Annotated in this window: 20 protein-coding genes; 5 read left to right on the plus strand and 15 right to left on the minus strand. The window is 74.0% G+C overall.

Annotation, left to right across the window (positions count from 1 at the left end; genetic code table 11):
* From GCU56_RS22355 to GCU56_RS22395, 9 genes are all read right to left on the minus strand, one after another.
* On the minus strand, positions 1–963 hold a 963-nt coding region (locus GCU56_RS22355; RefSeq protein ID WP_163484394.1), incomplete at its 3' end, for an MCP four helix bundle domain-containing protein.
* 289 nt (positions 964–1,252) lie between these two features.
* A complete protein-coding gene (locus GCU56_RS22360; RefSeq protein WP_163484396.1) occupies positions 1,253–2,863 on the minus strand; it encodes a methyl-accepting chemotaxis protein in 1,611 nt (536 codons plus the stop codon).
* Positions 2,864–3,162: 299 nt separating this feature from the next.
* Positions 3,163–4,770, minus strand: coding sequence for a methyl-accepting chemotaxis protein (locus tag GCU56_RS22365; RefSeq protein ID WP_345772013.1), 1,608 nt, complete (start codon positions 4,768–4,770; stop codon positions 3,163–3,165).
* Between the two features lie 198 nt (positions 4,771–4,968).
* Entirely contained in the window at positions 4,969–5,715 is a 747-nt protein-coding gene (gene otsB, locus GCU56_RS22370) for a trehalose-phosphatase (protein ID WP_163484398.1), read from the minus strand.
* Positions 5,712–7,127, minus strand: coding sequence for an alpha,alpha-trehalose-phosphate synthase (UDP-forming) (locus GCU56_RS22375; protein WP_163484400.1), 1,416 nt, complete (start codon positions 7,125–7,127; stop codon positions 5,712–5,714). Before GCU56_RS22375 ends, otsB begins: the two co-directional genes overlap by 4 nt.
* 48 nt (positions 7,128–7,175) lie before the next feature.
* Entirely contained in the window at positions 7,176–7,538 is a 363-nt protein-coding gene (locus GCU56_RS22380; protein WP_345772014.1) for a fluoride efflux transporter FluC, read from the minus strand.
* Positions 7,526–7,903: a fluoride efflux transporter CrcB gene (crcB, locus tag GCU56_RS22385; protein WP_163484402.1), complete on the minus strand. Its 378-nt coding sequence runs from the start codon at positions 7,901–7,903 to the stop codon at positions 7,526–7,528. Before crcB ends, GCU56_RS22380 begins: the two co-directional genes overlap by 13 nt.
* Before the next feature lie 339 nt (positions 7,904–8,242).
* On the minus strand, positions 8,243–10,000 hold the full coding sequence (ngg, locus tag GCU56_RS22390) for an N-acetylglutaminylglutamine synthetase (protein ID WP_345772015.1): 1,758 nt from the start codon (positions 9,998–10,000) through the stop codon (positions 8,243–8,245).
* A gap of 11 nt (positions 10,001–10,011) precedes the next feature.
* Entirely contained in the window at positions 10,012–11,793 is a 1,782-nt protein-coding gene (locus GCU56_RS22395; protein WP_163484404.1) for an N-acetylglutaminylglutamine amidotransferase, read from the minus strand.
* Positions 11,794–12,029: 236 nt separating this feature from the next.
* Here GCU56_RS22395 and GCU56_RS22400 point away from each other — a divergent pair, with 236 nt between their 5' ends.
* Positions 12,030–12,437: a DUF3995 domain-containing protein gene (locus GCU56_RS22400; protein WP_163484406.1), complete on the plus strand. Its 408-nt coding sequence runs from the start codon at positions 12,030–12,032 to the stop codon at positions 12,435–12,437.
* Here the strand turns inward: GCU56_RS22400 and GCU56_RS22405 are convergent.
* Genes GCU56_RS22405 through GCU56_RS22420 form a run of 4 tightly spaced genes read right to left on the minus strand, consistent with a single transcriptional unit; the run spans position 12,428 to position 16,274 of the window.
* A complete protein-coding gene (locus GCU56_RS22405; protein ID WP_163484407.1) occupies positions 12,428–13,186 on the minus strand; it encodes an ATP-binding cassette domain-containing protein in 759 nt (252 codons plus the stop codon). The genes GCU56_RS22400 and GCU56_RS22405 overlap by 10 nt on opposite strands.
* Positions 13,183–14,208 carry an iron chelate uptake ABC transporter family permease subunit gene (locus tag GCU56_RS24335; protein ID WP_163484408.1) on the minus strand — a complete coding sequence of 342 codons (1,026 nt, stop codon included), beginning with the start codon at positions 14,206–14,208 and terminating at the stop codon, positions 13,183–13,185. Before GCU56_RS24335 ends, GCU56_RS22405 begins: the two co-directional genes overlap by 4 nt.
* Positions 14,198–15,217 carry an iron chelate uptake ABC transporter family permease subunit gene (locus tag GCU56_RS22415; protein WP_204332670.1) on the minus strand — a complete coding sequence of 340 codons (1,020 nt, stop codon included), beginning with the start codon at positions 15,215–15,217 and terminating at the stop codon, positions 14,198–14,200. Before GCU56_RS22415 ends, GCU56_RS24335 begins: the two co-directional genes overlap by 11 nt.
* Before the next feature lie 37 nt (positions 15,218–15,254).
* Entirely contained in the window at positions 15,255–16,274 is a 1,020-nt protein-coding gene (locus tag GCU56_RS22420; RefSeq protein WP_204332671.1) for a siderophore ABC transporter substrate-binding protein, read from the minus strand.
* A 130-nt stretch (positions 16,275–16,404) separates the two neighbouring features.
* On the opposite strand from GCU56_RS22420, the gene GCU56_RS22425 reads away from it, so the two are divergent.
* Positions 16,405–17,397: an aldo/keto reductase gene (locus GCU56_RS22425; RefSeq protein ID WP_163484409.1), complete on the plus strand. Its 993-nt coding sequence runs from the start codon at positions 16,405–16,407 to the stop codon at positions 17,395–17,397.
* Here GCU56_RS22425 and GCU56_RS22430 read toward each other — a convergent pair.
* Entirely contained in the window at positions 17,367–18,212 is an 846-nt protein-coding gene (locus GCU56_RS22430; protein WP_163484410.1) for a PaaX family transcriptional regulator, read from the minus strand. The genes GCU56_RS22425 and GCU56_RS22430 overlap by 31 nt on opposite strands.
* Positions 18,213–18,345: 133 nt before the next feature.
* Here GCU56_RS22430 and GCU56_RS22435 point away from each other — a divergent pair, with 133 nt between their 5' ends.
* Together GCU56_RS22435 and GCU56_RS22440 are read left to right on the plus strand one after the other, a co-directional pair.
* Complete coding sequence (locus GCU56_RS22435; RefSeq protein WP_163484411.1) at positions 18,346–18,711, plus strand: hypothetical protein; 366 nt, start codon at positions 18,346–18,348, stop codon at positions 18,709–18,711.
* On the plus strand, positions 18,704–19,132 hold the full coding sequence (locus tag GCU56_RS22440) for a hypothetical protein (protein WP_163484412.1): 429 nt from the start codon (positions 18,704–18,706) through the stop codon (positions 19,130–19,132). The genes GCU56_RS22435 and GCU56_RS22440 overlap by 8 nt, the downstream gene beginning before the upstream one ends.
* Before the next feature lie 16 nt (positions 19,133–19,148).
* On the opposite strand, the gene GCU56_RS22445 is transcribed toward GCU56_RS22440, so the two are convergent.
* Complete coding sequence (locus GCU56_RS22445) at positions 19,149–19,919, minus strand: hypothetical protein (RefSeq protein ID WP_163484413.1); 771 nt, start codon at positions 19,917–19,919, stop codon at positions 19,149–19,151.
* A 143-nt stretch (positions 19,920–20,062) separates the two neighbouring features.
* Here GCU56_RS22445 and GCU56_RS22450 point away from each other — a divergent pair, with 143 nt between their 5' ends.
* A complete protein-coding gene (locus GCU56_RS22450) occupies positions 20,063–22,366 on the plus strand; it encodes a SpoIIE family protein phosphatase (protein ID WP_163484414.1) in 2,304 nt (767 codons plus the stop codon).
* The last annotated feature ends 9 nt before the right edge of the window (positions 22,367–22,375 follow it).

The raw sequence follows: 22,375 nt of genomic DNA on the forward strand, positions 1-22,375 counted from the left end.
CTCCTCCGCCGACGCCGAGATCTGCGCCGAGGACGCGCTCAGCTCCTCCGACGACGCGGCGACCGCATCCGCCGACGACACCACCGACGCCATGACCGTGCGCAGCTCGACCACCGCCTGGTCCAGCGACGCACCCATCCGCCCGACCTCGTCGCGAGAGGTCACGCCCGCCGTCCGGGTGAGGTCACCCGCGGCCAGCCCCTCCGTGACGTGCTGCACGCGGCGCAGCCCCGCGGTGACCAGCCGGGCCACCGCGAGGCCGGCTGCCAGTGCGAGGACGGCACCGGCGACCAGGGCGACGATCATCTGGAGCCGGGTGTCGGCGTACTGCGCCGCGCTCGCCGCGGCCGCGGCCGCGGCGGCGTCGCGGGTCGTCCCGGCCAGGGTGTCGAGATCCGCCGAGACCTGCTTCGCGATCGGGGAGATGGTCGCCTCGCGGGCCACCGACCAGGCCACGAGGTCGCCGGCGTCGGCGAGCGCGTCGAGCTGCACCATCCCCTGGCGGTAGGCGGCCATCTGCGTGTCGATGTCCGCGACGAGGTCCCGGGATGCGGCGTCCGGCGCGGTGGCGAGGAAGCGGTCGGCCGCCGCGTCGAGCCCCGCGTAGGCGGTGGTGCGCGTGTCGAGGTAGCCCTGCCGGGTGGCCGGGTCGGTGGCCACGGCGTAGTTCGTGCCGGCGAGGCGGATGAGGAACAACTGCGAGCGCATCGCCTCGACCTCGACGGTGCCCACCAGCTGCCGGTCGTACATCTCCTGTGTGGTCGCGGCCGAGCCGCTGAGCTTGGCCAGGCCGAGCAGGCCGACGGCGACGGCGACGACGACGGCCGTGGCCACGGCGACGAGCACCTTCCCGGCGATCCGCAGGTCGCGGAAGCGCCGTACCGGGCCGCGGGGTCCTGCCGCGGGCGACAGGGGCGGCGACGCCGGGGAGCGGGGTGGGGCGCCGGGCGCAGAACGGTACATGGCGGAGTGCTCCTCGGGCGGATCATCGGTGACGGGGCGCGGGGCGGTGCGAACGATAGCCATTCGGCGATCGACGGACGGCTGTTTTGCGAGGCAATTGGTGGTGTCGCACCTAATTGCCCAATCGCTGATCCTGAATTGTCGACAAGGCGCCTCCAGCACGCGGGAGCACGTCCGCCGGGAGAACGGACCGACCATTCCCGGGGAACCATCGGCACACGACGCAGCGACCCCGGTCGCACGGCCGGGTGGCCGTGCGACCGGGGTCGCTGATCGAGGGGCGGGGTCGTCAGTAGGTGAACGTCCCGACCGCCGTGCGCAGGTCCGCGGCCATCCGGGACAGCTCGTCGACCGCGGTCTGGGTCTGCGTCAGCGCCTGGGTGGTGGACTCGGCAGCCGACGACACCCCGGTGATGTTGAGCGCGATCTCCCCGGCCCCGCCGGCGGCCTCGGACACCGACCGCGACATCTCGCTGGTGGTCGCGGTCTGCTCCTCCACGGCGCTGGCGATGGTGGTCTGCCGGTCGGAGATCTGCGCGACGATCTGCGAGATCTCCTCGATGGCGGCCACCGCGGCGGTGGTGTCGCCCTGGATGGCCTGCACCCGGCGGGCGATGTCCTCGGTCGCCTTCGCCGTCTCCTGCGCCAGCTCCTTCACCTCGTTGGCCACGACGGCGAAGCCCTTGCCCGCCTCGCCGGCGCGGGCGGCCTCGATGGTGGCGTTGAGCGCCAGCAGGTTGGTCTGCTCGGCGATCGAGGTGATCACCTTGACCACGTTGCCGATCTCCGCGGAGGAGTCGCCGAGCCGGGCGACGGTCGCGGTGGTGGTCTCGGCGGCGGTGACGGCACGCGCGGCGACCTGGCTGGCCTCGGCGGCGTTGCTGGCGATCTCCCGGATGGAGGCGCCCATCTGCTCGGCACCCGCGGCCACGGTCTGCACGTTCCGGCTGACCTCCTCCGCCGCACCGGCGACGACACCCGACTGCGCGCTGGTCTCCTGCGCCGAGGCGCTGATCTGCGCCGAGGAGGCCGACAGCTCCTCCGACGACGCGGCGACCGCGTCCGCCGAGCCCACGACGGAGGAGAGGACCTCGCGCAGGCTGACCTGGGCGGTCCGCAGCGACTGGGCCATGCGACCGAGCTCGTCGTCGCAGACGACGTCGGGCTCGACGGTGAGGTCCCCGGCGGCCATGGCGTCGGTCGCGCGCTGCACGGACCGGACCGACCGGGTGATCCGGCGGACCACGAGGACCGTGAGGCCGATCGCCACGAGGGTCGAGAGGACCGCCGCGATGATCAGTGTCCGCGTCGCCGTCGTGGCGTCCGCGCTGGCTTCCTCGTTGCGGGCCGCCGCCTCGGCCGACTGGGCGATGCCCTCCTCCTCGAGACCGTCGGCGATGTCGGTGAGCAGCGGGCTCGAGACCTCGCGGTAGACCAGCGCGTACACGGGCAGGTTGCCGGCATCGGCGGCCGGGAAGAGCTGGGCGGCGTTCGAGGCGAGGAACTGCTCCCGGGCGGTCTGGTACTTGCCCATCGCGGCCTCGTCGATCACGAAGGGCTCGTACTCGGCGAGCGCCGTGTCGACGTCGGCCTGCTTCTCGTCCATCTCGCCGAGGAGCTCCACCCGGCGGGCCGGGTCGGAGACGGCGTACTCGAGCACCCGGGCCCGGTGGGCGGCGGTGGCGCGCTGGACGGCGGAGAGTGCGTTCAGGGGCCGCAGGTTCTCCTCGTAGATGCGGTGCTGGTCGCCGGCCATCTCCGTCATGCGGGTGATGGCGAGTGCGTTGGTGCCGACGAGCACCGCGATCAGGAGGGCGACGACGGCGCCGATCTTGATGCCGACCGGCCGATCGGCGAACCAGCCACCTCCGGACCGGGAGGAACGTGCGGAAACGGACATGGGAGGTGCTCCAAGGGACTAGGGCGGGGCTTGGTACTGCACGAGCCGGGAGACCTCTGTCGTCCCGATCGGGAAGAGCGTGCGACATGGGACCGGCGTGGGAGTGGAATGGCGTGGGCGCGTCGGATCCGCTCGTACAGAAATGTCGGCGACCGCCATTGACGCGTTTCCTTGTCGACAATTCCGGCACGGCTGGACGAGCCGCCACGTCTTCCGGGGATACACGAGGAGCGCACGACCGGTGGGGTCGTGCGCTCCTCGTCGTCGTCCGGATCGGCGCCGGTGCGCGTGCGCGCCGCTCAGTAGGTGAAGCGGCCCACCGTCGTGCGCAGGCCCGCGGCCATGCGGGAGAGCTCGTCGACCGCCACGCGGGTCTGGCTCAGGGCCTGGGTGGTCGACTCCGCCGCCGTGGAGACGCCGGTGATGTTGGCGGCGATCTCCCCGGCCCCACCGGCGGCCTCGGTCACCGACCGGGCCATCTCGCTGGTCGTGGCGGTCTGCTCCTCCACCGCGCTGGCGATGGTGGTCTGCCGGTCGGAGATCTGCGCGACGATCTGCGAGATCTCCTCGATCGCGGCCACCGCTGCCGTGGTGTCGCCCTGGATCGACTGCACCCGGCGGGCGATGTCCTCGGTCGCCTTCGCCGTCTCCTGCGCCAGCTCCTTCACCGCGTTCGCGACCACCGCGAAGCCCTTGCCCGCCTCACCGGCGCGGGCGGCCTCGATGGTGGCGTTGAGCGCCAGCAGGTTGGTCTGCTCGGCGATCGAGGTGATCACCTTGACCACGTTGCCGATCTCGACGGAGCTCTCCCCCAGCTTCGCCACCGTCGCCGTCGTCGTCCCGGCCGCGGCGACCGCCCGCGAGGCCACCGCGCTCGCGTCCGCGGCGCTGCCGGCGATCTCCCGGATCGAGGCACCCATCTGCTCGGCTCCGGCCGCCACGGTCTCCACGCTCCGGGAGACCTCCTCGGCCGCACCCGAGACGACGCCGGCCTGTGCGCTGGTCTCCTCGGCCGACGCGCTGATCTGCGCGGACGACGCCGACAGCTCCTCCGAGCTGGCCGCCACGGCGGTGGCCGACGACGCGACCTCGGTGAGCACCGCCCGGAGCGCCGTCTGGGCGGTGTCCAGCGCGGCCGCCATCTGACCGACCTCGTCGCGGGACCGGACGCCGGTCGCGACGGTCAGGTCGCCGGTCGCCAGCGCCTCGAGCGCGACCTTCACCTGCCGGACCGGCCGGGTCACCGACCGCAGCGTCAGGGCGCTGATCCCGAGGATCGCGAGGAGTGCCAGCGCCGCCACCACGAGGCCGACCGTCTGCGACCGGGCGATCGCGCCGTCGAGCCGGACCTGCGCGGCCGCGCTCTCGGCTGCCAGCGCGTCCTTCGCGGCGCCCACCGCGCCGTCGGTGAGGTCGTTGGCTGCCTGGATCTCCTCGAAGCGTGCCCGCGCGGCGGCCTGGTCGGCGACGGCGGCGTGCACGAAGGCCGAGATGCCATCGGTGTAGGCGCCGTAGCTCTCCGCGAGGCCGGCGACCGTGCGAGCGCTCTCCCCCTCGAGGGAGATCCCGTCCAACTCGTCGAGCAGTGCCTCAGGGGTGGCGATGTCCTCGGCGAGCTCCTCGAGCTGGGACACGGGGTCGGGCCGGGTGACCGCCTTGAACCCGTCCACCTTGAGCTCGCTGGCGCGGGTGTCCAGCTGCAGCACCAGCGTCTGGGCGTGGTTGAGCGCGGCCAGGTGGGCGGTGGCCGCCTTCACCGAGGAGTTGCCGACGAGCATGGCGCCCAGGAGCCCCGCGAAGGCCAGGACGACGACGCCGACGAGGATCCCGAACTTGACTGCCAGCGGCCGATCGGCGAACCAGCCGGCTCGGCTGGACGCGAGCTGGGGGAGGGAAGTAGCGGGCACGGGGACTCCAGGATGCGCGGGACCGGCGTGGCCGGTGTGTCAGGGCACCATTGTCGGAGTACACCGATCCATTCGTCGCGCAACGCAACGGGGGGTTACCAGAATTCCTGAGATCGGCCGGTGACCGCATCGGAGGAGCCGCTATGTCGACATCGGCTCGCATTCCTGGAATGGCAGGGCGGGAACTGTGCGCGGGGTTCAGTCCAGCAGGTCGGCGAGGGTGTCGAGCAGCGCGACGACGGCCGCGGGGTCGCCGACGCGGTGGTCGGCGGCGGTCTCCCCCTCGCCCACCTTCACGGTGAGGTCGCCGGACGGCAGCGCGCGGAAGGCGTCCTCGTCGGTGCGGTCGTCGCCGAGGTAGGCCGCCGCCGCGACACCGAGCTCGTCCCGCAGCCGGAGCAGCGCGCTGCCCTTGTCGGCGTCGGTGACGGCGAGCTCGAGCACCTCCTTGCCCGGCTTCTTCGTCAGTGACGGATCGGCGACCCGGTCGGCATCCGCCAGGAGCGCGGCGGCCGCGGCCCGGTCGGCCACCTGCCGGACGTGCACGGCCACGCTCGCCGGCTTCACCTCCAGTCGCGCCCCTGGGACGTCGGCGACCAGGGGCGCCAGCTGCTCGGCCAGCGCGTCCCGCCGGTCGGCCAGCTCGCCGGTCAGCGGCCCGTCGAACTCCGCCCCGTGACTGCCCACCCACCGGTAGGGCCCCGACAGCCCGCTGACCGTCTGCAGGTCGGCCACCCCGCGTCCGCTGACCAGCGCCACGACGACGCCGTCGTGGGCGGCCACCCGGGCCAGCGCCTCGGCCACCCCGGGTTCCGGCACGGCGGCCGACGGGTCCCCGACCAGGGGCGCCAGGACGCCGTCGTAGTCGCTGGCCACCAGCAGCGGACGGCGGCCGGCCAGCTCCGCCAGCGCGGTGACCAGGCCGGCCGGCACGGCGCCGTTCATGCCCGCGCGCGCAGCGCGTCGAAGAAGGACGTCGCCCAGTGCTCGAGGTCGTTCTTGAACAGGTGCCGGCGCATGGCCCGCATCCGCCTCGCGCCCTCGGCGGGCTCGACCCGCAGCGCCCGGACCAGCTGGTTCTTGACCCCCGCGATGTCGTGCGGGTTGACCAGGAACGCCTGCTTGAGCTCGGCGGCCGCGCCGGCGAACTCCGACAGGACCAGGGCGCCGCCGAGGTCGCCGCGGGCGGCGACGTACTCCTTCGCGACCAGGTTCATCCCGTCGCGGTACGGGGTCACCAGCATGACGTCGGCGGCCCGGTAGAGCGCGGCGAGCTCCTCGCGAGGCATCGACTGGTTGAAGTAGTGCACCGCCGGCCCGCCGATCGAGCCGTAGATGCCGTTGATGTGGCCGACCTGCTGCTCGATGGTCTCCCGCATGTGCACGTAGTGCTCGACGCGCTCGCGGCTGGGGGTGGCCACCTGCACCAGCACCGTCCCGGGCGCCTCCAGCGCGCCGTCCTCCAGCAGCTCCTCGAACGCCGCGAGCCGGACGCTGATCCCCTTGGTGTAGTCCAGCCGGTCCACGCCCAGGATGATCCGCTCGGGGTTGCCCAGCTCCGCGCGGATCTCCTTGGCCCGGGCCAGCACCTCCGGGGAGGAAGCCAGCTCGTCGAACGCGGCGACGTCGATGGAGATCGGGAACGCGCGGGCGGTCACCGTCCGCCCGTCGTACTCGACGGTGTGCCCGCGGGCGGGCAGCTCGTGCAGGCGGCGGGCCAGCTGGACGAAGTTGGCCGCGGCGCTCGGCCGCTGGAAACCCACGAGATCGGCGCCGAGCAGCCCCTCGACGATCGCCGACCGCCAGGGCAGCTGGGTGAACAGCTCGTAGGGCGGGAAGGGGATGTGCAGGAAGAAGCCGATGGTGAGGTCCGGGCGCCGCTGCCGCAGCATCGCCGGCACCAGCTGCAACTGGTAGTCGTGCACCCAGACGATGGCGTGCTCGCCGGCGACCTCGGCCGCCCGGTCGGCGAACCGCTTGTTGACCTGCACGTAGGTGTCCCACCAGGTGCGGTGGTACTCCGGCTTCTCGACGACGTCGTGGTACAGCGGCCACAGCGAGGCGTTCGACATGCCCTCGTAGTAGCGGTCGACCTCCTCCTCCTCGAGCCCCACCGGGATGAGCTGCATCCCGCCCGACTCGAAGGGCTCCGGCGCGCCGCCGGCCGAGCCCGACCACCCCACCCAGGCCCCGCCGCGACCGGCCACGAAGGGCTCCAGCGCGGTGACCAGGCCCCCCGGGCTCCGCTGCCAGCGGGTCGTGCCGTCGGGATCGGTCACCTGGTCGACCGGCAGCCGGTTGGCCACCACGACGACCGGGCTGTCCGCCCGCCCCTGTCCTGCCGATGTCGACGTCATACCGTGCTCGACCCTACTGAGCCCGGCCTGGACGAGCAGCCGCAGGCCTCAACCGGCGGTCAGTACGTAGGCCGCCGCCGCCGCGCCGAGGCCGAGGACGAGCGTGGCGGTCAGGTAGCCCACCGCCCGCGCCAGCGCCCGTCCCTCGACCAGCCGCACCACGTCGGCGCCGAAGGTCGAGAAGGTGGTGAGGGCACCGCAGAACCCGGTGCCCACCAGCGCGACCACCCCCGCGGGCACGGCGGCGGCGCCCAGCAGTGCCCCCAGCACCGCGCTGCCGGCCACGTTGACCACCAGCGTGCCCCGCGCCGGGTCGTGCCCTCCACGGCCGGCCAGGCGGGTCACCAGCAGTCGCAGCGGCGCCCCGACGACGGCGCCGGCGACCACGAGCAGCGGCGTCACCGGGCCCACGCCCCCACCACGACCCGCGCACCGGCCGCCACCGCGAGCACGCCGCCGAGGACGGAGGCGAGCACGTAGCCGGCCGCGAGCACCCAGGCCCGGGCCTCGGCGAGCGCGACGACCTCCACCGCGAACGTCGACCACGTGGTGAACCCGCCCAGCACGCCCACGCCGAGGAACGGCCGCGGCCAGGACGCCTCGGGGGAGCGGGCGGCCAGGACGGCCAGCAGCACACCCAGCAGCAGGCAGCCGCTGAGGTTGACCAGCAGGGTGGCCCAGGGCCAGCCACCGGGGGAGCGCGGCAGGCTCTCGGCGATGCCCCAGCGGGCCAGCGCCCCGAGGGCGCCCCCCAGCGCCGCGAGCAGGTACGCCACGCGTCGTCCCCCTCCCAGGGAGCTCTTCCCACGCCCGGACCGTCCCGACGTGGGGAGAGCTTCCTATGCCACGGGGGTCAGGGCCGGGAGGGGGCCCGGTCCCGCCGCCGACGGCCCCGCCGGACCGGCTCCAGCGCAGCCATGTCCTCGTCGGTGGCGATGCGGAACGGGGGAGTGGCGGGGGCGGGCACTGCCCGCCGTCCCTGCCCCCGCGTGGCCCGCAGGCTGGCTGCGACGGAGACGCCGAGGATCGTGGCGATGACCGCCAGGCTGGTCGTCCTCGGCACGTGGACGGCCAGCGCCGGGCCTGCGAGGCGTGGGGGGAAGGGTGCTCCTCCCTCAGCGGCGGCGGGTCTCCGGGAAGAGCAGGTCGACGAAGCGCTCGACGGTGGGCTGCGGCTCGTGGTTGGCCAGCCCGGGGCGCTCGTTGGCCTCGATGAAGACGTGCTCGGGGCCCTCGACGTCGGGCACGAGGAAGTCCAGCCCGGTGACCGGGATGCCGATCGCCCGGCTCGCCGTGACGGCGGCCCGGGCGATGGCCGGGTCCAGCCGGTCGGTCACGTCCTCGATGGTGCCGCCGGTGTGCAGGTTCGCCGTCCGGCGGACCCGGATCCGCTCCCCGGACGCCGGGACGTCGTCCATCGCGTAGCCGGACTCGGCGACCACCTCGGCGGTGGTGGCGTCCAGGGGGATGGAGGACTCCCCGCCGGTCGCCCGCTCCCGGCGGCGGCTGGTGGACTCCACCAGTTCGGTGACCGGCCGGCGCCCGTCGCCGACGACCTCGGCCGGGCGGCGCACCGCGGCGGCCACCACTTCGTGGTCGATCACCACCACCCGCAGGTCGTCGCCCGGGACGAGCTCCTCGACCAGCACGTCGGGGCAGAACTGCAGCGCGAGGACGGCGGCCCGGTCGAGCGCCTGGTCGGAGGTGACGCCGACCGTGATGCCGCGCCCCTGCTCGCCGCGGGCGGGCTTGACGACCACCTCGCCGCACTCCCGCAGCAGCGCCCGGGCCGCGTCCAGGTCGCCCTCTCCGGCCACCACCCCCCGCGGCACCCGGACACCGGCCCGCTCCACGATCCGTCGGGTGACCCGCTTGTCGTCGCAGCGGCTCATGGCGACCGCGGTGGTGAACTCCGACAGCGACTCCCGGGTGAGCACGGTGCGCCCGCCGACCGACAGTCGCATCTCGCCCCACTGCGGATCGGTCACCTCGACGCGGATGCCGCGCCGCAGTGCCTCCTCGGCGATGATCCGCGCGTAGGGGTTGACGTCCTCCAGGCCCGTCGGGCGGGCGGCGAACAGCGGGGTGTTGATCGGGTTCTTGCGCTTGACGCAGACCGCCGGCACCCGGTGGAAGCCCAGCTTGCGGTAGAGCGCGATCGCGCCGGCGTTGTCGTGCATGACCGAGAGGTCCAGGTAGGACCGGCCGCGGCCCACGTAGCGCTCGGCGAGCACCCGCACCAGCGCCTCGCCGGTGCCCGGCGGGGCGTTCTGGGCGTGCACGGCCAGGCACCACAGGCTGCTGCCGTTCTCCGGGTCGCCGAAGGCCAGCACGTGGTCGACGCCGGTGACCGTGCCGACGATCCGGCCCGTCCGCCGGTCCTCGGCGACCAGGTAGGTGAAGGCGCGGGTGCGGTGGTTGTCCCACATGCGCGTGGTGTCCCCGGTGACCATGCCGTTGCGGGCGTAGATGTCGTTGACCAGCTCCATCTCGACCTCGGAGGTCACCGTGCGGACGAAGACCCCGCGGATCAGCTCCGACCGCGGCCGGTAGCGGTACAGGTCGAGCCGGTAGGTGTAGCTGGGGTCGATGAACAGCTCGTCGGGGGCCAGGCCGACCAGCACGTGCGGGTCCCGCGGGTAGATGCAGATGTCCCGGCGGCCGCTCTCCTCGGCGCGCAGCGCGTCGACGATGCCGCGCAGGTCGGGGAAGGTCTGGCCGAACACCAGCCGGCCCCAGCCGAGGTCCAGGACGACGTCGGCGTCCATGCCCTGCCGCTGGTGCTCGGTCGGGTTCTGCCAGGGGTGGGTGGTGGAGGACGGCGTGTCGGTCACCGCGCTCCGGCGACGGTGGCCGGCGATCCGTGGCGACACCGGGCGTCTCCTCAGACCCCGTGCGTCTGCAGCCAGAGCTCCAGCAGGCCCAGCTGCCAGAGCTTGTTGCCGCGCAGGGGGGTGAGCTCGCCGTTCGGCTCGTCGAGCAGGGCGGAGACGTACTCCGGTCGGAAGAGGCCGCGGTCGCGGGCGGCGTCGCTGCTCAGCGCGTCGCCCACCAGGCCCAGCACCTTGCCCTCGAGGTGGGTGATGGCCGGGACGGGGAAGTAGCCCTTGGGACGGTCGATGACCTCGGGCGGGATGATCCGGCGGCCGATCGCCTTGAGCACGCCCTTGCCGCCGTCGGCCAGCTTCAGCTCCGGCGGGCACAGTGCGGCGAGTTCGACCAGGTCGTGGTCGAGGAAGGGCACGCGGGCCTCCAGGCCCCAGGCCATGGACATGTTGTCCACCCGCTTCACCGGGTCGTCGACCAGCATGACCTCGCTGTCCAGGCGCAGCGCGGCGTCCACGGCGGTCTCCGCGTGCGGGGACGACATGTGCTGCCGGACGAACTCCAGGCTCGGGTCGCCGTCCACCGCGTACCGGTCGGCGACCAGGCGGGCCATGTCGGCGGCGTCCCGGTCGAAGAACGCGGCGGCGTACCGCTCGACGGCCTCGTCGCGGCCGACGCCGGCCAGCGGCGGGTACCAGTGGTACCCGGCGAACACCTCGTCGGCGCCCTGGCCGGACTGCACCACCCGGATCGACTCGCTCACGCGCTCGCTGAGCAGGTCGAAGGCGACGACGTCGTGGCTGACCATCGGCTCGGCCATCGCGCCGATGGCGTGCCCGAGCGCGGCCGAGAGCTCGTCGGAGCTCACCCTGATGCGGTGGTGGTCGGTGGCGAAGTGCTCGGCGATGACGTCGGAGTACTGGAACTCGTCGCCCTCCCGGCCGCCGACGGACTCGAAGCCGATCGAGTAGGTGGCCAGCCCGGTCTGGCCCTCCTGGGCCAGCAGGCCGACGATCAGGGACGAGTCCAGCCCGCCGGAGAGCAGCACGCCGACGGGGATGTCGGCGACCAGACGGCGGCGAACGGCGACCCGCAGCGCCTCCTCGATCGCGTCCTCCCAGTCCCGCGCGCTCCAGTTCGCGTGCTCGGCGCGGCGCTCGTAGGGCGCCTCCCAGTACCGCTCCTCGCGGGAGCTGCCGTCGGCCTCGACGATCCGCACGGTGGCCGGGGGGAGCTTCCGGACGCCGTTGAGGATCGTCCGCGGCGCGGGCACGACGGCGTGCCAGGTCAGGTAGTGGTGCAGCGCGACCGGGTCGATCGAGGTGTCGACGTCCCCCGCCTTCAAGAGGGCCGGCAGCGAGGAGGCGAAGCGCAGCCGCCCGGGCGTCTCGGCGAGGTACAGCGGCTTGATGCCCAGCCGGTCGCGGGCCAGCACCACCCGGCCGGTGTCCCGCTCGGTGATCACGAAGGCGAACATGCCGTGCAGGTGCGAGACGACGTCGGTGCCCCAGTGGTGGTAGCCCTTGAGGATCACCTCGGTGTCGCTGGTGGAGAAGAAGCGGTAGCCGTGACCCTCCAGCTCGGCGCGCAGCTCCCGGTAGTCGTAGATGCAGCCGTTGAACACCGCGGTCAGCCCGAGCTCGCTGTCGACCATCGGCTGCGAGCCGTGCGGCGAGAGGTCGATCACCGACAGCCGGCGGTGCCCGAACGCCACCCGCCCGTTGCTCCACGCGCCCTGCCCGTCCGGACCGCGGGGGACGAGAGCGTCGACCATCCGCGCGACGGCAGTGGTGTCGGCCAGGGAGCCGTCGAACGTGATCTCGCCGGAGAGGCCGCACATGCCTCGATCCAACCCCACCGGCGGAGGGCACGCCCAGCGATCGAGAGAACGTCACACGCCGGAAACACGGTCGCGGTTCCACGTGGAACGGCGGCGGACACTGGGCGCGTGACCGTGCCTCCCACCGCGCACGGAGCGTCCGCGCCGGGCCGGCTCCTCGCCGTGTCCTCCTACGGAGCCGCGGTCCTGGCCGCCCTGTCCGCCGCCGTGAGCGCCTACTGGACCGCCGGGGCACCGTGCTGCTGGCCACCGTCGGCGGCGGGCTGGAGGACCTCGCCCGCCGCGGCGGGGCGGCAGCGGTGCTGCTCGGCATCGGGGTGGTGGCCGCGAAGGTGGCGGGCGCCGTCCTGGCGCTGGCGCTGGCGCGCCCGTGGGGACGGCGGCTGCCGCCGCGGCTCCTGGAGCGGACAGCCCTCGTGATCGGGCTCGTGCTCAGCGTCTACGGCGGGCTGCTGGTCGTCGTCGGCGCGGCGGCACTGGCCGGCGCCTTCGGGTCACCGGCCCACCCCACGGCACTGCGCTGGCACGTCGCCGTGTGGGACCCGTGGTTCCTGTTCTGGGGCCTGCTGCTCGCGACGGCCGCGGTGACCCGTTCCCGGCAACGGCGGCGGCACCCGCTCGGCGGCCGGGCGACTCAGCCGTAGTAGAGCGCGACGGGCTTGCCGTCGATCTCCCGGACGTCGACGGCCGTGTCGTAGACGGCCTCCAGCACCTCGGGCCGCATGACGTCGCGCGCGGGCGCGTCCGCCACGACGCGGCCGTCGCGCATGGCCACCATGCGGTCGGCGTAGGTCGCCGCGAAGTTGACGTCGTGCAGCACCGTGACGACCCGCTTGCCGAGCTCGTCGGCCATCCGCCGGACCAGCCGCATGATCTCGGTCATGTGCCGCAGGTCCAGGTTGTTGAGCGGCTCGTCGAGCAGGACGTACTTCGTGTCCTGCGCCAGCACCATCGCGATGAAGGCGCGCTGGCGCTGTCCGCCCGAGAGCTCGTCGAGGAACCGGCTCCGGAAGGGGTCGAGGTCGAGGTAGGAGAGGGCGCGCTCGACGTGCTCCCGGTCGTGCACGGTGAGCCGCCCCCGGGAGTGCGGGAACCGGCCGAACTCGACGAGGTCGTGCACGGTCAGGCGCGCGGCGACGTGGTTGTCCTGGCGCAGCACCGCGAGGGTCGTGGCGAGCTGGTTCGACGGCGTCCTGGCGACGTCCATCCCGTCGACGGTGATCCGGCCGGCATCGGGGTGGAGGAGCCGGCCGACGAGGCCGAACAGCGTCGACTTGCCGGCGCCGTTCGGGCCGATGAGCGCCGTCACCCCGTCCCCGCCGAGGCCGATCGTGACGTCGTCGACCACCGTCTGGCCGTCGTAGCGCTTGGTGACGCCCTCGAGCGTGATCACCGCGCCCCCTTCCGCAGCACGAGGTGGAGGAAGAACAGGCCGCCGGCGAAGTCGATGACCGTGGACAGGGTGCCGCCGAAGCCGAGCAGCCGCTCCAGGACCAGCTGACCGCCCAGCAGGCAGACGACCCCGATGAGCACCGCGCTGGGCAGCGTCCACACGTGGCGGAAGGAGCCGGCGTAGGAGTAGGCCAGGTTCGCGACGATGAGGCCCAGGAACAGGATCGGCCCCACCAGCGCCGTGGACGCGGCGACCATCACCGAGACGGCCGCGAACAGGAGCATCACGACGCGCCGGTGGTCCACGCCCAGGCCCACGGCCGTCGGCTCACCGAGCGTGAGCACGTCGAGGGTGCGCAGCAGCGGCACGACCGCGAGGCACCCGAGCAGGACCAGCCCGGCGGTGAGGACCAGCAGCGTCTCGTCGGGCCGGGTGAGGGAGGCGAACATCGCGTCGGAGAGCACCTGGAAGTCCAGCGGGTCGAGCATCCGCTGCATCCACTCGGTGGCGCTGCGGAAGAACGTGCCCAGGACGATGCCGACCAGCAGCATGAGGTGGATCGACCGTCGCTTGCCACCGAACAGCCAGGTGAACAGCGCGACGCTGGAGGCGACCATCACGACGACCTGGGTGACCCAGAGGGTGAACTGGTCGAACGCCAGGAACGACGCCGAACCGGACGAGAACACGATGATCGTCGAGATCAGCACGTAGAAGGCGTCGAACCCCATGATCGACGGCGTGAGGATGCGGTTCTGCGTGATCGTGTGGAACACCACCGTCGAGACCCCGACCGCGGTCGCGACGACCAGCATGGCGAGCACCGTGAGGCTGCGGATCTCCAGCGCGAAGGCGAGCGAGCCGGGCACGTCGGTGACGCAGTAGACGACCGTCAGGACCAGGACGGCGGCGCCCAGGGCGCTCAGGCGGACGGCGGGCCTCGCCCAGGCGGCGGCGAGCCGGGGGCGCGGCCGGCCGGCGGCCGGGGCGGCGGACGTCGTGGCGGGGGAGTCAGTGAGCACGGCTCCGCCTCCGCAGCAGCAGCCAGAGGAACAACGCCGCACCGAGGACGCCGACGACGACCGACAGCGGGATCTCGTAGGGGAAGCGCACGACCCTGGCGAGCACGTCGCAGCCGAGGACGAACACGGCCCCGAGCCCGGCGACCCAGGGGATCGCGCGGCGCACGTTGTCACCGATGACCAGGCTGACGACGTTCGGCACGACCAGGCCCAGGAAGGGGATCAGCCCCGCCGTGACGAGCACCGCCGCGGTGATCACCGCGATGATCACCATGCCGACGGCGACGACCCGCCGGTAGTCCAGTCCCAGGTTGGTCGCGAACTCCTCGCCGAGCCCGATCACGCTGAAGCGGTCGGCGGCCAGCCAGGCGACCCCGACCATGACCCCGGCGATCCACACGAACTCGTAGCGCCCCTGCATGACCGTGGCGAAGCTGCCCTGCGACCACTGCCCGAGGGACTGCAGCAGGTCGAGGCGGTAGGCGAAGAAGACCGTCACGGCCCCCACGACGCCGCCGAGCATGATGCCGACCAGCGGGACGAGGACCAGCTGGCGCACGGGCACGGCCTTGACCACCTGCAGGAACACCCAGGTGCCGACCAGCCCGAAGACGGCGGCGACGCCCATCTTCCCGACGACGGCCATGCCGGGGAAGAACACGATCGTGACGAGCATGCCCAGCGTGGCGAACTCGCTGACGCCCGTGGTGCCCGGTTCCACGAACTTGTTGCGGACCAGCATCTGCATGATCAGGCCCGCGATGCCCAGGGAGGCGCCGACGAGCACCACGGCGACGGTGCGGGGGATCCGGCTCACGCCCAGCAGGAAGGCCGCATCGCTGCCGGGACCGCCGGTGAGCACCGCGACGGGGGACACGTCGGAGACGCCGACGAACAGACTCAGTCCCGCGAGGACCACGAGGAGGACGCCGACGAGCACCCCCACCCAGGTGCGGCGGGGCCGCTCGCGGGTGGGGGTGCTCGCCGAGGCGGTGTCGAGCGCCGTCACGGGCGACGAGCGGGGTGCTCGACCGGGGTCAGGCCGGTCACCCGGCGATCTGGAGCACGTCGTCGATCATGATCTGGGTGGTGTCGAGGCCACCGAACACGATGTACCAGGCCGTCGGGTCGAGGTAGACGATGTGGTCCTGCCGCGCGGCGGTGGTCTGCGCGACGATGTCGTTGTCGAGCACCGCGGCCGCTGCCTGCGCGCCCGCCTCACCGGTCGCGGCGTCACGGTCGACGACCCACAGGTAGTCCGGGTCCGTCTCGAGCAGGAACTCGAAGGAGACCGGCTCGCCGTGCGTGGCGGCCGCGATGTCGTCCACCACCGGCTGGACGCCGAAGGCGTCGTAGATCAGGCCGCCGCGCGCGCCGCGCCCGGTGTCGCCGTCGGCCGCCGGGGCCATCGCGCTCAGCTCTCCCCCGGAGACCATGACGCCCAGACCCGTGCCGGCGTCGGCCGTGGCGGCCCGCGCCTCCTCGATGCCCGCCTCGATCTCGCTGACCGCGGCAGCCGCCTCGTCCTCGGCCCCGAGCACCTCACCGAGGAAGGTGGCGTTGCGCTCGAGGTTCTCGGTGTACGAGCCGCGCAGGCTCAGGTCGACGGTCGGCGCGATCTCGCTGAGGTCCTCGTACAGCGCCGACGAGCGACCACCGATGACGATGAGGTCCGGCTGCTGGGACTCGATCTCGACCAGGTCGGCCTCGAACAGCGTGCCGGCGTTGAAGGCGTCGTCGGCCAGGTACTTCTCGAGGTAGTCCGGCACCGAGTCCAGCGGGGCCCCGGTGACCTCCCCACCCAGCGCGCCGATGGTGTCGAGGCTGGCCAGGTCGAAGGCGACGATCTTCCGCGGGTTCTTCGGGACCTCGACCGTGGTCTCCTCGAACACGGGGTCCTCGTCCTCGGCGGCGAGGTTCCGGTCCCAGGAGAAGCTGACGGTCTCGGCCTCGGAGCTCGACGCCGCCTCGGCGGTGTCCCCGCCCCCCTCACCGCAGGCGGACAGGGCCAGGGCGGCGGCCACGGTCAGGGTGAGGGCGGCCGTCGGTCGGGCGGTGGTGCGCATCGGGCTCCTGTCAAACTCAGGTGAGGCTTGGCTAACTGAGGCGGCCCTAACCTGCCACACCACCCGGTGCCCCCGTCAACCGGGTCGCCGGGCCCGGTTGGGACGGCGGGGCGCCGGGCAGGGGAGGGTCATGGAGACGCGAACACTGGGACGGCTGACCGTCCCGGCCCAGGGCCTGGGCTGCATGGGGATGAGCGAGTTCTACGGCACGGGGGACCAGGCCGAGGCCGAGGCGACGATCCGCCGGGCGCTGGACCTCGGCGTCACGTTCCTCGACACGGCCGACATGTACGGGCCGTTCACCAACGAGCGGCTGGTGGGGCGGGCGATCGCCGGCCGGCGCGACGAGGTCGTGCTCGCGACCAAGTTCGGCAACGAGCGCGGGGAGGACGGCTCCTTCCGCGGCATCAACGGCCAGCCGGACTACGTGCGCCGCGCCTGTGACGCATCGCTGCAGCGGCTGGGCGTCGACGTCATCGACCTCTACTACCAGCACCGCGTGGACACCAGCGTCCCGGTGGAGGAGACCTGGGGGGTGCTGCGCGAGCTGGTGGAGGCCGGCAAGGTGCGGCACGTCGGCATCTCCGAGGCCGCGCCCGAGACAATCCGGCGGGCGCACGCCGTGCAGCCGGTGACGGCCGTGCAGACCGAGTACTCGCTGTGGACCCGCGATCCCGAGGACGACGGCGTGCTGGCCACCTGCGCCGAGCTGGGCATCGGCTTCGTCGCCTACTCACCGATCGGGCGCGGGTTCCTCTCCGGGCAGTTCCGGACCCTCGACGACCTGGCGCCCGACGACTTCCGCCGGCGCAACCCCCGCTTCCAGGGCGAGAACTTCGCCAAGAACCTCGAGCTGGTGGACCGGGTCCGCGAGATCGCCGACGAGAAGGGCGTGACCGCCACCCAGCTCGCGCTCGCGTGGGTCATGGCGCAGAGCGGCCGGGACGGCGGGCCGACCGTCGTCCCCATCCCCGGCACCAAGCGGGTGAGCTACCTCGAGGAGAACGCCGCCGCGGCCGACGTCTCGCTGTCCGAGGACGACCTGCGCCGGATCGACGAGGCCGCGCCGGCGGGCACCACGGCCGGCGACCGCTACCCGGACATGTCCACCGTCCACCGCTGAGCGGGACGCGGGCGGTCCGGCTGCCCGAGCACCGTGGCGACGTGCTCGTGCGCCGGACCGCGCACCCGCGTGCAGAAGTCCGCCCACACCTGGCCCAGCTCCGCCCCCGGCCAGCCCGGTGGCCGCAGGGCGTCGGGCAGCATGGGGTCCCGCGCGCCCACGCGGCGGACGTCGGCGAGCGCCCGCAGGTGAGTGACCAGCGCCGCCCGCCCGTCGGGGACGGGACCGGCCAGGACGTCCCGGAGGCGGTCGATCTCCCGTCGGTAGGCGGCCGCGACGCCCTGCAGGTCCCAGCAGCGCGCGGCCAGCTCGGCGTCGGAGCCGCCGGTCTCGGCGGTCACCTGGGCGGTGAGCAGGTCCAGCCGGCCGATCGGCTCGGTGGCCAGGTCCGTGCGGACGCCGTCCAGCGCGGCCCGGTGCGGGGAGACCCAGGTGGCCGGGGCCAGCGGCCCGAAGCCGTGCCGGGCGAGGGTGCGGCGCACCCGCTCACGGGCCGCGCGGTCGGTCTCCGGCACGGTGTAGATCACCATGCGCCAGCGGCCGTCCCAGGTGCCCAGCCGCTCGTCCAGCCGCAGCCTCCGGGTCCGCACCGCGGTGCGCAGCGCCTCGGTGGGCGCGTACAGGGTCTCCCGGCCGCGGCGGGTGGCCGCCAGCCAGCCGGCCCGGCGCAGGGCGGCCGTGGTCATGCGGGTGGTCGGCTCCGCGACGGCGAAGGTCTCCAGCAGCGCCACCAGGGACCGCAACCGCACCGGCTCGTCCGTGACGGCGTCGAGGTGCTCGGCGAACAGGTCGACCACGAGGTCTCGGACGGTCATTCCAGTCCTCCCGGGGCGGACGGCCGCCTGGCCCGACGGGGTGCTGGTCCCGACGCCGGGTCGGTGTCCAGGACGTTCTCCCCGAGCGGGAGGATGGCACCGTGCCCGATGTCGCTGCTCAGGGGGGCCCCCGGTGACGCCGGCACTCGTGGTCGGGACGACGGTGGTCGCCGCGCTGCTGGCGCTCGCCGGCCTCGCCTCGACGGTGGCCCGCAGGCGGATCGGGCTGCTGCACCTGTGGGGCGCGGCCCTGCTGGAGGCGGTCCTCCTGGTCCAGGCGGTGCTGGCCCTGGTGCTGCTGGCCCGCGGCGAACGGCTCGCCGACACCCCCACCTTCCTCGGCTACCTGGGCGGCATCGTGCTGCTGCCGGTGGCCGGCGCCCTGTGGGCGCGGTCGGAGCCGAGCCGCTGGGCGGGGACGGTGCTGGCGGTGGCGGCCGGCGCCGTGGGAGTCATGATCTGGCGGTTGTCGCAACTGTGGGAGGCGACGGGTGGCTGAGCCCGAGCAGGACCGCCGGCGGGCGGCGGACGGCGTGACGGCGGACGGGCCGGGGCGGGTGCTGGTCGCCGTCTACGGCGTCTTCGCACTCGCCGCCGGGGCCAGGGCCGCCGTGCAGCTGTCCACCCGGTTCGCCGACGCCCCGGTGGCCTACCTGCTGTCCGCGCTGGCCGCGGTGGTCTACCTCGTCGCCACCGTCGCCCTGGCCCGCGGCGGCCGGCGCACCGCGCTGGTGGCCATCTCGATCGAGCTGGCGGGCGTGCTGGTCGTCGGCACCCTGTCGCTGCTGGACCGGGCGGCCTTCCCCGACGAGACGGTGTGGTCGGCCTACGGCCGCGGCTACCTGTTCATCCCGCTGGTGCTGCCGGTGCTCGGGCTGCTGTGGCTGCGCCGGTCGCGGCGGCCGGCCGCGACCGGCTGACCCGCCGCGGCCCGCGTCAGAACTCGCCGCCGCCGAAGTCGCCACCGACGTCGCCACCGGAGTCCCAGCCGCCGTCGGCACCACCGGCGAAGTCACCGCCGGGGTCGACCCCACCGGGATCGGCGGCGTAGTCCCCACCGGGGTCACCGCCGCCGTCACCCTCGGCGCCGTCCTGGAAGCCCTCGGCGTAGGCCTCCTCGTCGCCGCCGCCGAACAGGCCGCCGTCACCGAGGCCGGTGTCGAACAGGGCGTCGGCGACCGCCGTGCCCACGACCAGGCCACCGACCGTGCCGAGCAGGCTGGCGCCCATCATGCCGCCGAAGCTGGGCCCGTACCCGCCGCCGAAGCCTCCCCCGCCGTACCCCCCGCCGCCGTAGCCGGGCCCGTAGCCGCCGCCGGGACCGTAGCCGCCGCCGAACGCGCGCTCCAGGGTGCCCGGGCGCCGCATCTCGGCACGCGTGGCGGCCCGGGCGAGCGTGCGCGGGTCGTCGGAGCGCGGGCGTTCCCCGGACGGTGCGGCGGCGGCGAGCTGCACGAGCACCTCCTGCCGTTGCTGCGGGGTGAGCTTGCCGAACGCCTCGGCGTGCGCCTCCTCGATCTGGTCGGGCGGGGCGGTGCGCAGGAGGTAGCGGTAGCGCTCCACGGCCTGCTCGTCGGCCGAGCGGCCGGCCGGGGCCGGCGGGGGTGGTGGTGCGGCGTAGCCGTCGTACCCGGGGGCGTAGCCCTCGTGGCCCCCCTCGGCGTAGCGAGGTGGGCGGCGGCCGAAGAGCCGGTCGAGCAGTCCCATCGCGATCGTCTCCCTCCCGGTGGCACGGCGTGCCCCGACGAGGGGTTCCCGCCCGGCCGCCGTCCACACCTCGCGGCACTCCCGCACTGGTCAGCGCGGTGCGACAGGCATCGACCCGAACCCGCACGGTTACTGTTGCCCCCGTGCCGGCCGAGCGGGGACGTCCACAGGACACGTCGGGCGTCCACCCCCCGCTCGAGGCCGTCGGGGCCGGACCGGCCGGCATCGTCACCGCCGCGACCGCCGTCGTCTCCGGGCTGGAGCACGGCGGCGGGGGGACGGCGGCGTTGCCGGGGGTGCTCGCCGACGTCCCGGTGGCGGTGCTGGTCATCGACCGCGGCGCCGGCACGGTCACCTACGCCAACACCGCGGCGGTCGAGATGGCCGGCAACGTCGGCCTGCCGGTGGACATCGACGGCTGGGGCGCAGCCGCCGGGCTGACCGACCTGGGTGGCCGGCCGCTGGCCGCCAGCAGTGGGCCGCTGTCGCTGGTCGCGCAGGGCCAGCCGGTCGCCGGCGAGGCGGTGATGCTGACGCCGGGGCGCAGCTCGGAGGCCGGCCGCGCAGCAGAGGACGACGGCCGCAGCGACCGGGTGCTCTGGGTCACCGGGTTCCCGCTGAGCGGGCCGGGCAGCGCCCAGCAGCTGTCCCTCGTCGTCCTGCTCGAGGTCGAGGCGCCCGACGACGAGCTCGACGCGGAGGGCTATCTGCAGGCCCTGCGTGACCGGGCGGTCATCGCCACCGACATGACCTTCACGATCACCGACCCCCGGCAACCGGACGACCCGCTGATCTGGGTGAACCCCTCGTTCACCCGGCTCACCGGGTACGAGTACGCGGAGGCCGTCGGCCGCAACTGCCGGTTCCTGCAGGGTCCCGCGACCGCACCGGAGGCGGTCGACACGATCCGCGCCGCGCTGGCCGGGGAGCGCCCCGTCAGCGTGACGCTGCTCAACTACCGCAAGGACGGCACCGCCTTCTGGAACCAGCTGTCGATCAGCCCGGTCTTCGACGGGGAGGGCCGGCTGGTCAGCTTCGTCGGCGTGCAGACCGACGTCACCGAGCGGGTCCGCGTCGAGCGCGAACGGGAGGCCGCCTTCGCCGCCGAGCGCACGGCCCGTGAGGAGGCCGAGCTGGCCCGGGCGACCGCCGAGCAGTCCCGGGCCGACGCCGAGCACGCGCGGGCCGAGGCAGAGCGCGCGCAGGGCAGGCTGGCGCTCATGGCCGAGGCGACGAGCACGCTGATCGCCACGCTGGACCTCACCGACCTGCTCGAGCGCCTGGCCGGGCTCTGCGTCCCGCTGCTGGCCGACTGGGCGTTCATCACCGTCGTCGACGACACCGGCGCGGTGCAGCAGACCGCGTTCCGGCACCGCGACGGGCGGGAGGCGGACCTGCGGCTGCTCAGCGCGCGGCACGTGCAGCAGCTGCCGGAGGGCTCCCCGACCCGGCGCAGCATCGCGACCTCCCGCGCCGTGCTGGTCGCGGACGCCGGTGAGCAGCTCGCCGGCATCTTCGCCAGCGACGCCGCCCGCGACGCCTTCGCCCGTCTGGGCGCGGCCTCGGTCCTGGCGCTGCCGATGGTGGCCCGCCGCCGGACGCGCGCGGCCATCCTGCTGACCCGCAGGGACGCCGACCGGCCGTTCACCCGGGAGGACGTCGACCTGGCCGAGGACCTCGCCCGCCGGGCCGCCCTGGCCATGGACAACGTCCGGCTGTACCAGCAGGAGCAGACCGTCGCGGACACCCTGCAGCGCTCCCTGCTGCCGGAGCTGCCCGACATCGCGGGGCTGGAGTCGGCCGCCCACTACGTCAGCGCCTCGACCGCCGCGGACGTGGGCGGGGACTTCTACGACCTGCTGGAGCTGCCCGACGGCGCGGTGGGCATGGTCGTGGGTGACGTCGTCGGGCACGACGTCGCCGCCGCGGCCGCCATGGGGCACCTGCGGGGGCTCATCCGGGCCTGCGTGTGGGAGGCGCCCGATCCCGACCCGGGCGCGGTGCTGGCGCGGGTCGACCGGCTGGTGCAGGGGCTCCGGGTCGCCTCGATGGCCACCCTCGTCTACGTCCGCGCGGTCCCTCCCACCGCTGCCGGGGCACCGTGGCGGCTGCACGTGGCCAACGCCGGGCACCCGCCGTTGCTGCTGCGCGAACCCGGGGGTGCGATCCGGGTGCTGTCGGAGGTGAGCGGCATGCTGGTCGGCGTCGGTGACGCGGCCCGGGAGACCGTCGTCCTGGACGTCCCCTCGGGCACGACCCTGCTGGCCTACACGGACGGGCTGATCGAGCGGCCCGGCACCGATCTGGACGCCGGCATCTCCGAGCTGGTCGGCCGCCTGGCCGCCGCCCCGGTTCCCGCCGGCCCCCGCGAGCTGTGCGACGTCGCGGTGGCCGGGCCCCTCGACGGCCGGGACGACGTCGCACTGATCGCGGTCCGCTTCGGCTGAGCCCCGCGG

The organism is Geodermatophilus sabuli, from assembly GCF_010686765.1.
Lineage (GTDB): Bacteria > Actinomycetota > Actinomycetes > Mycobacteriales > Geodermatophilaceae > Geodermatophilus > Geodermatophilus sabuli_A.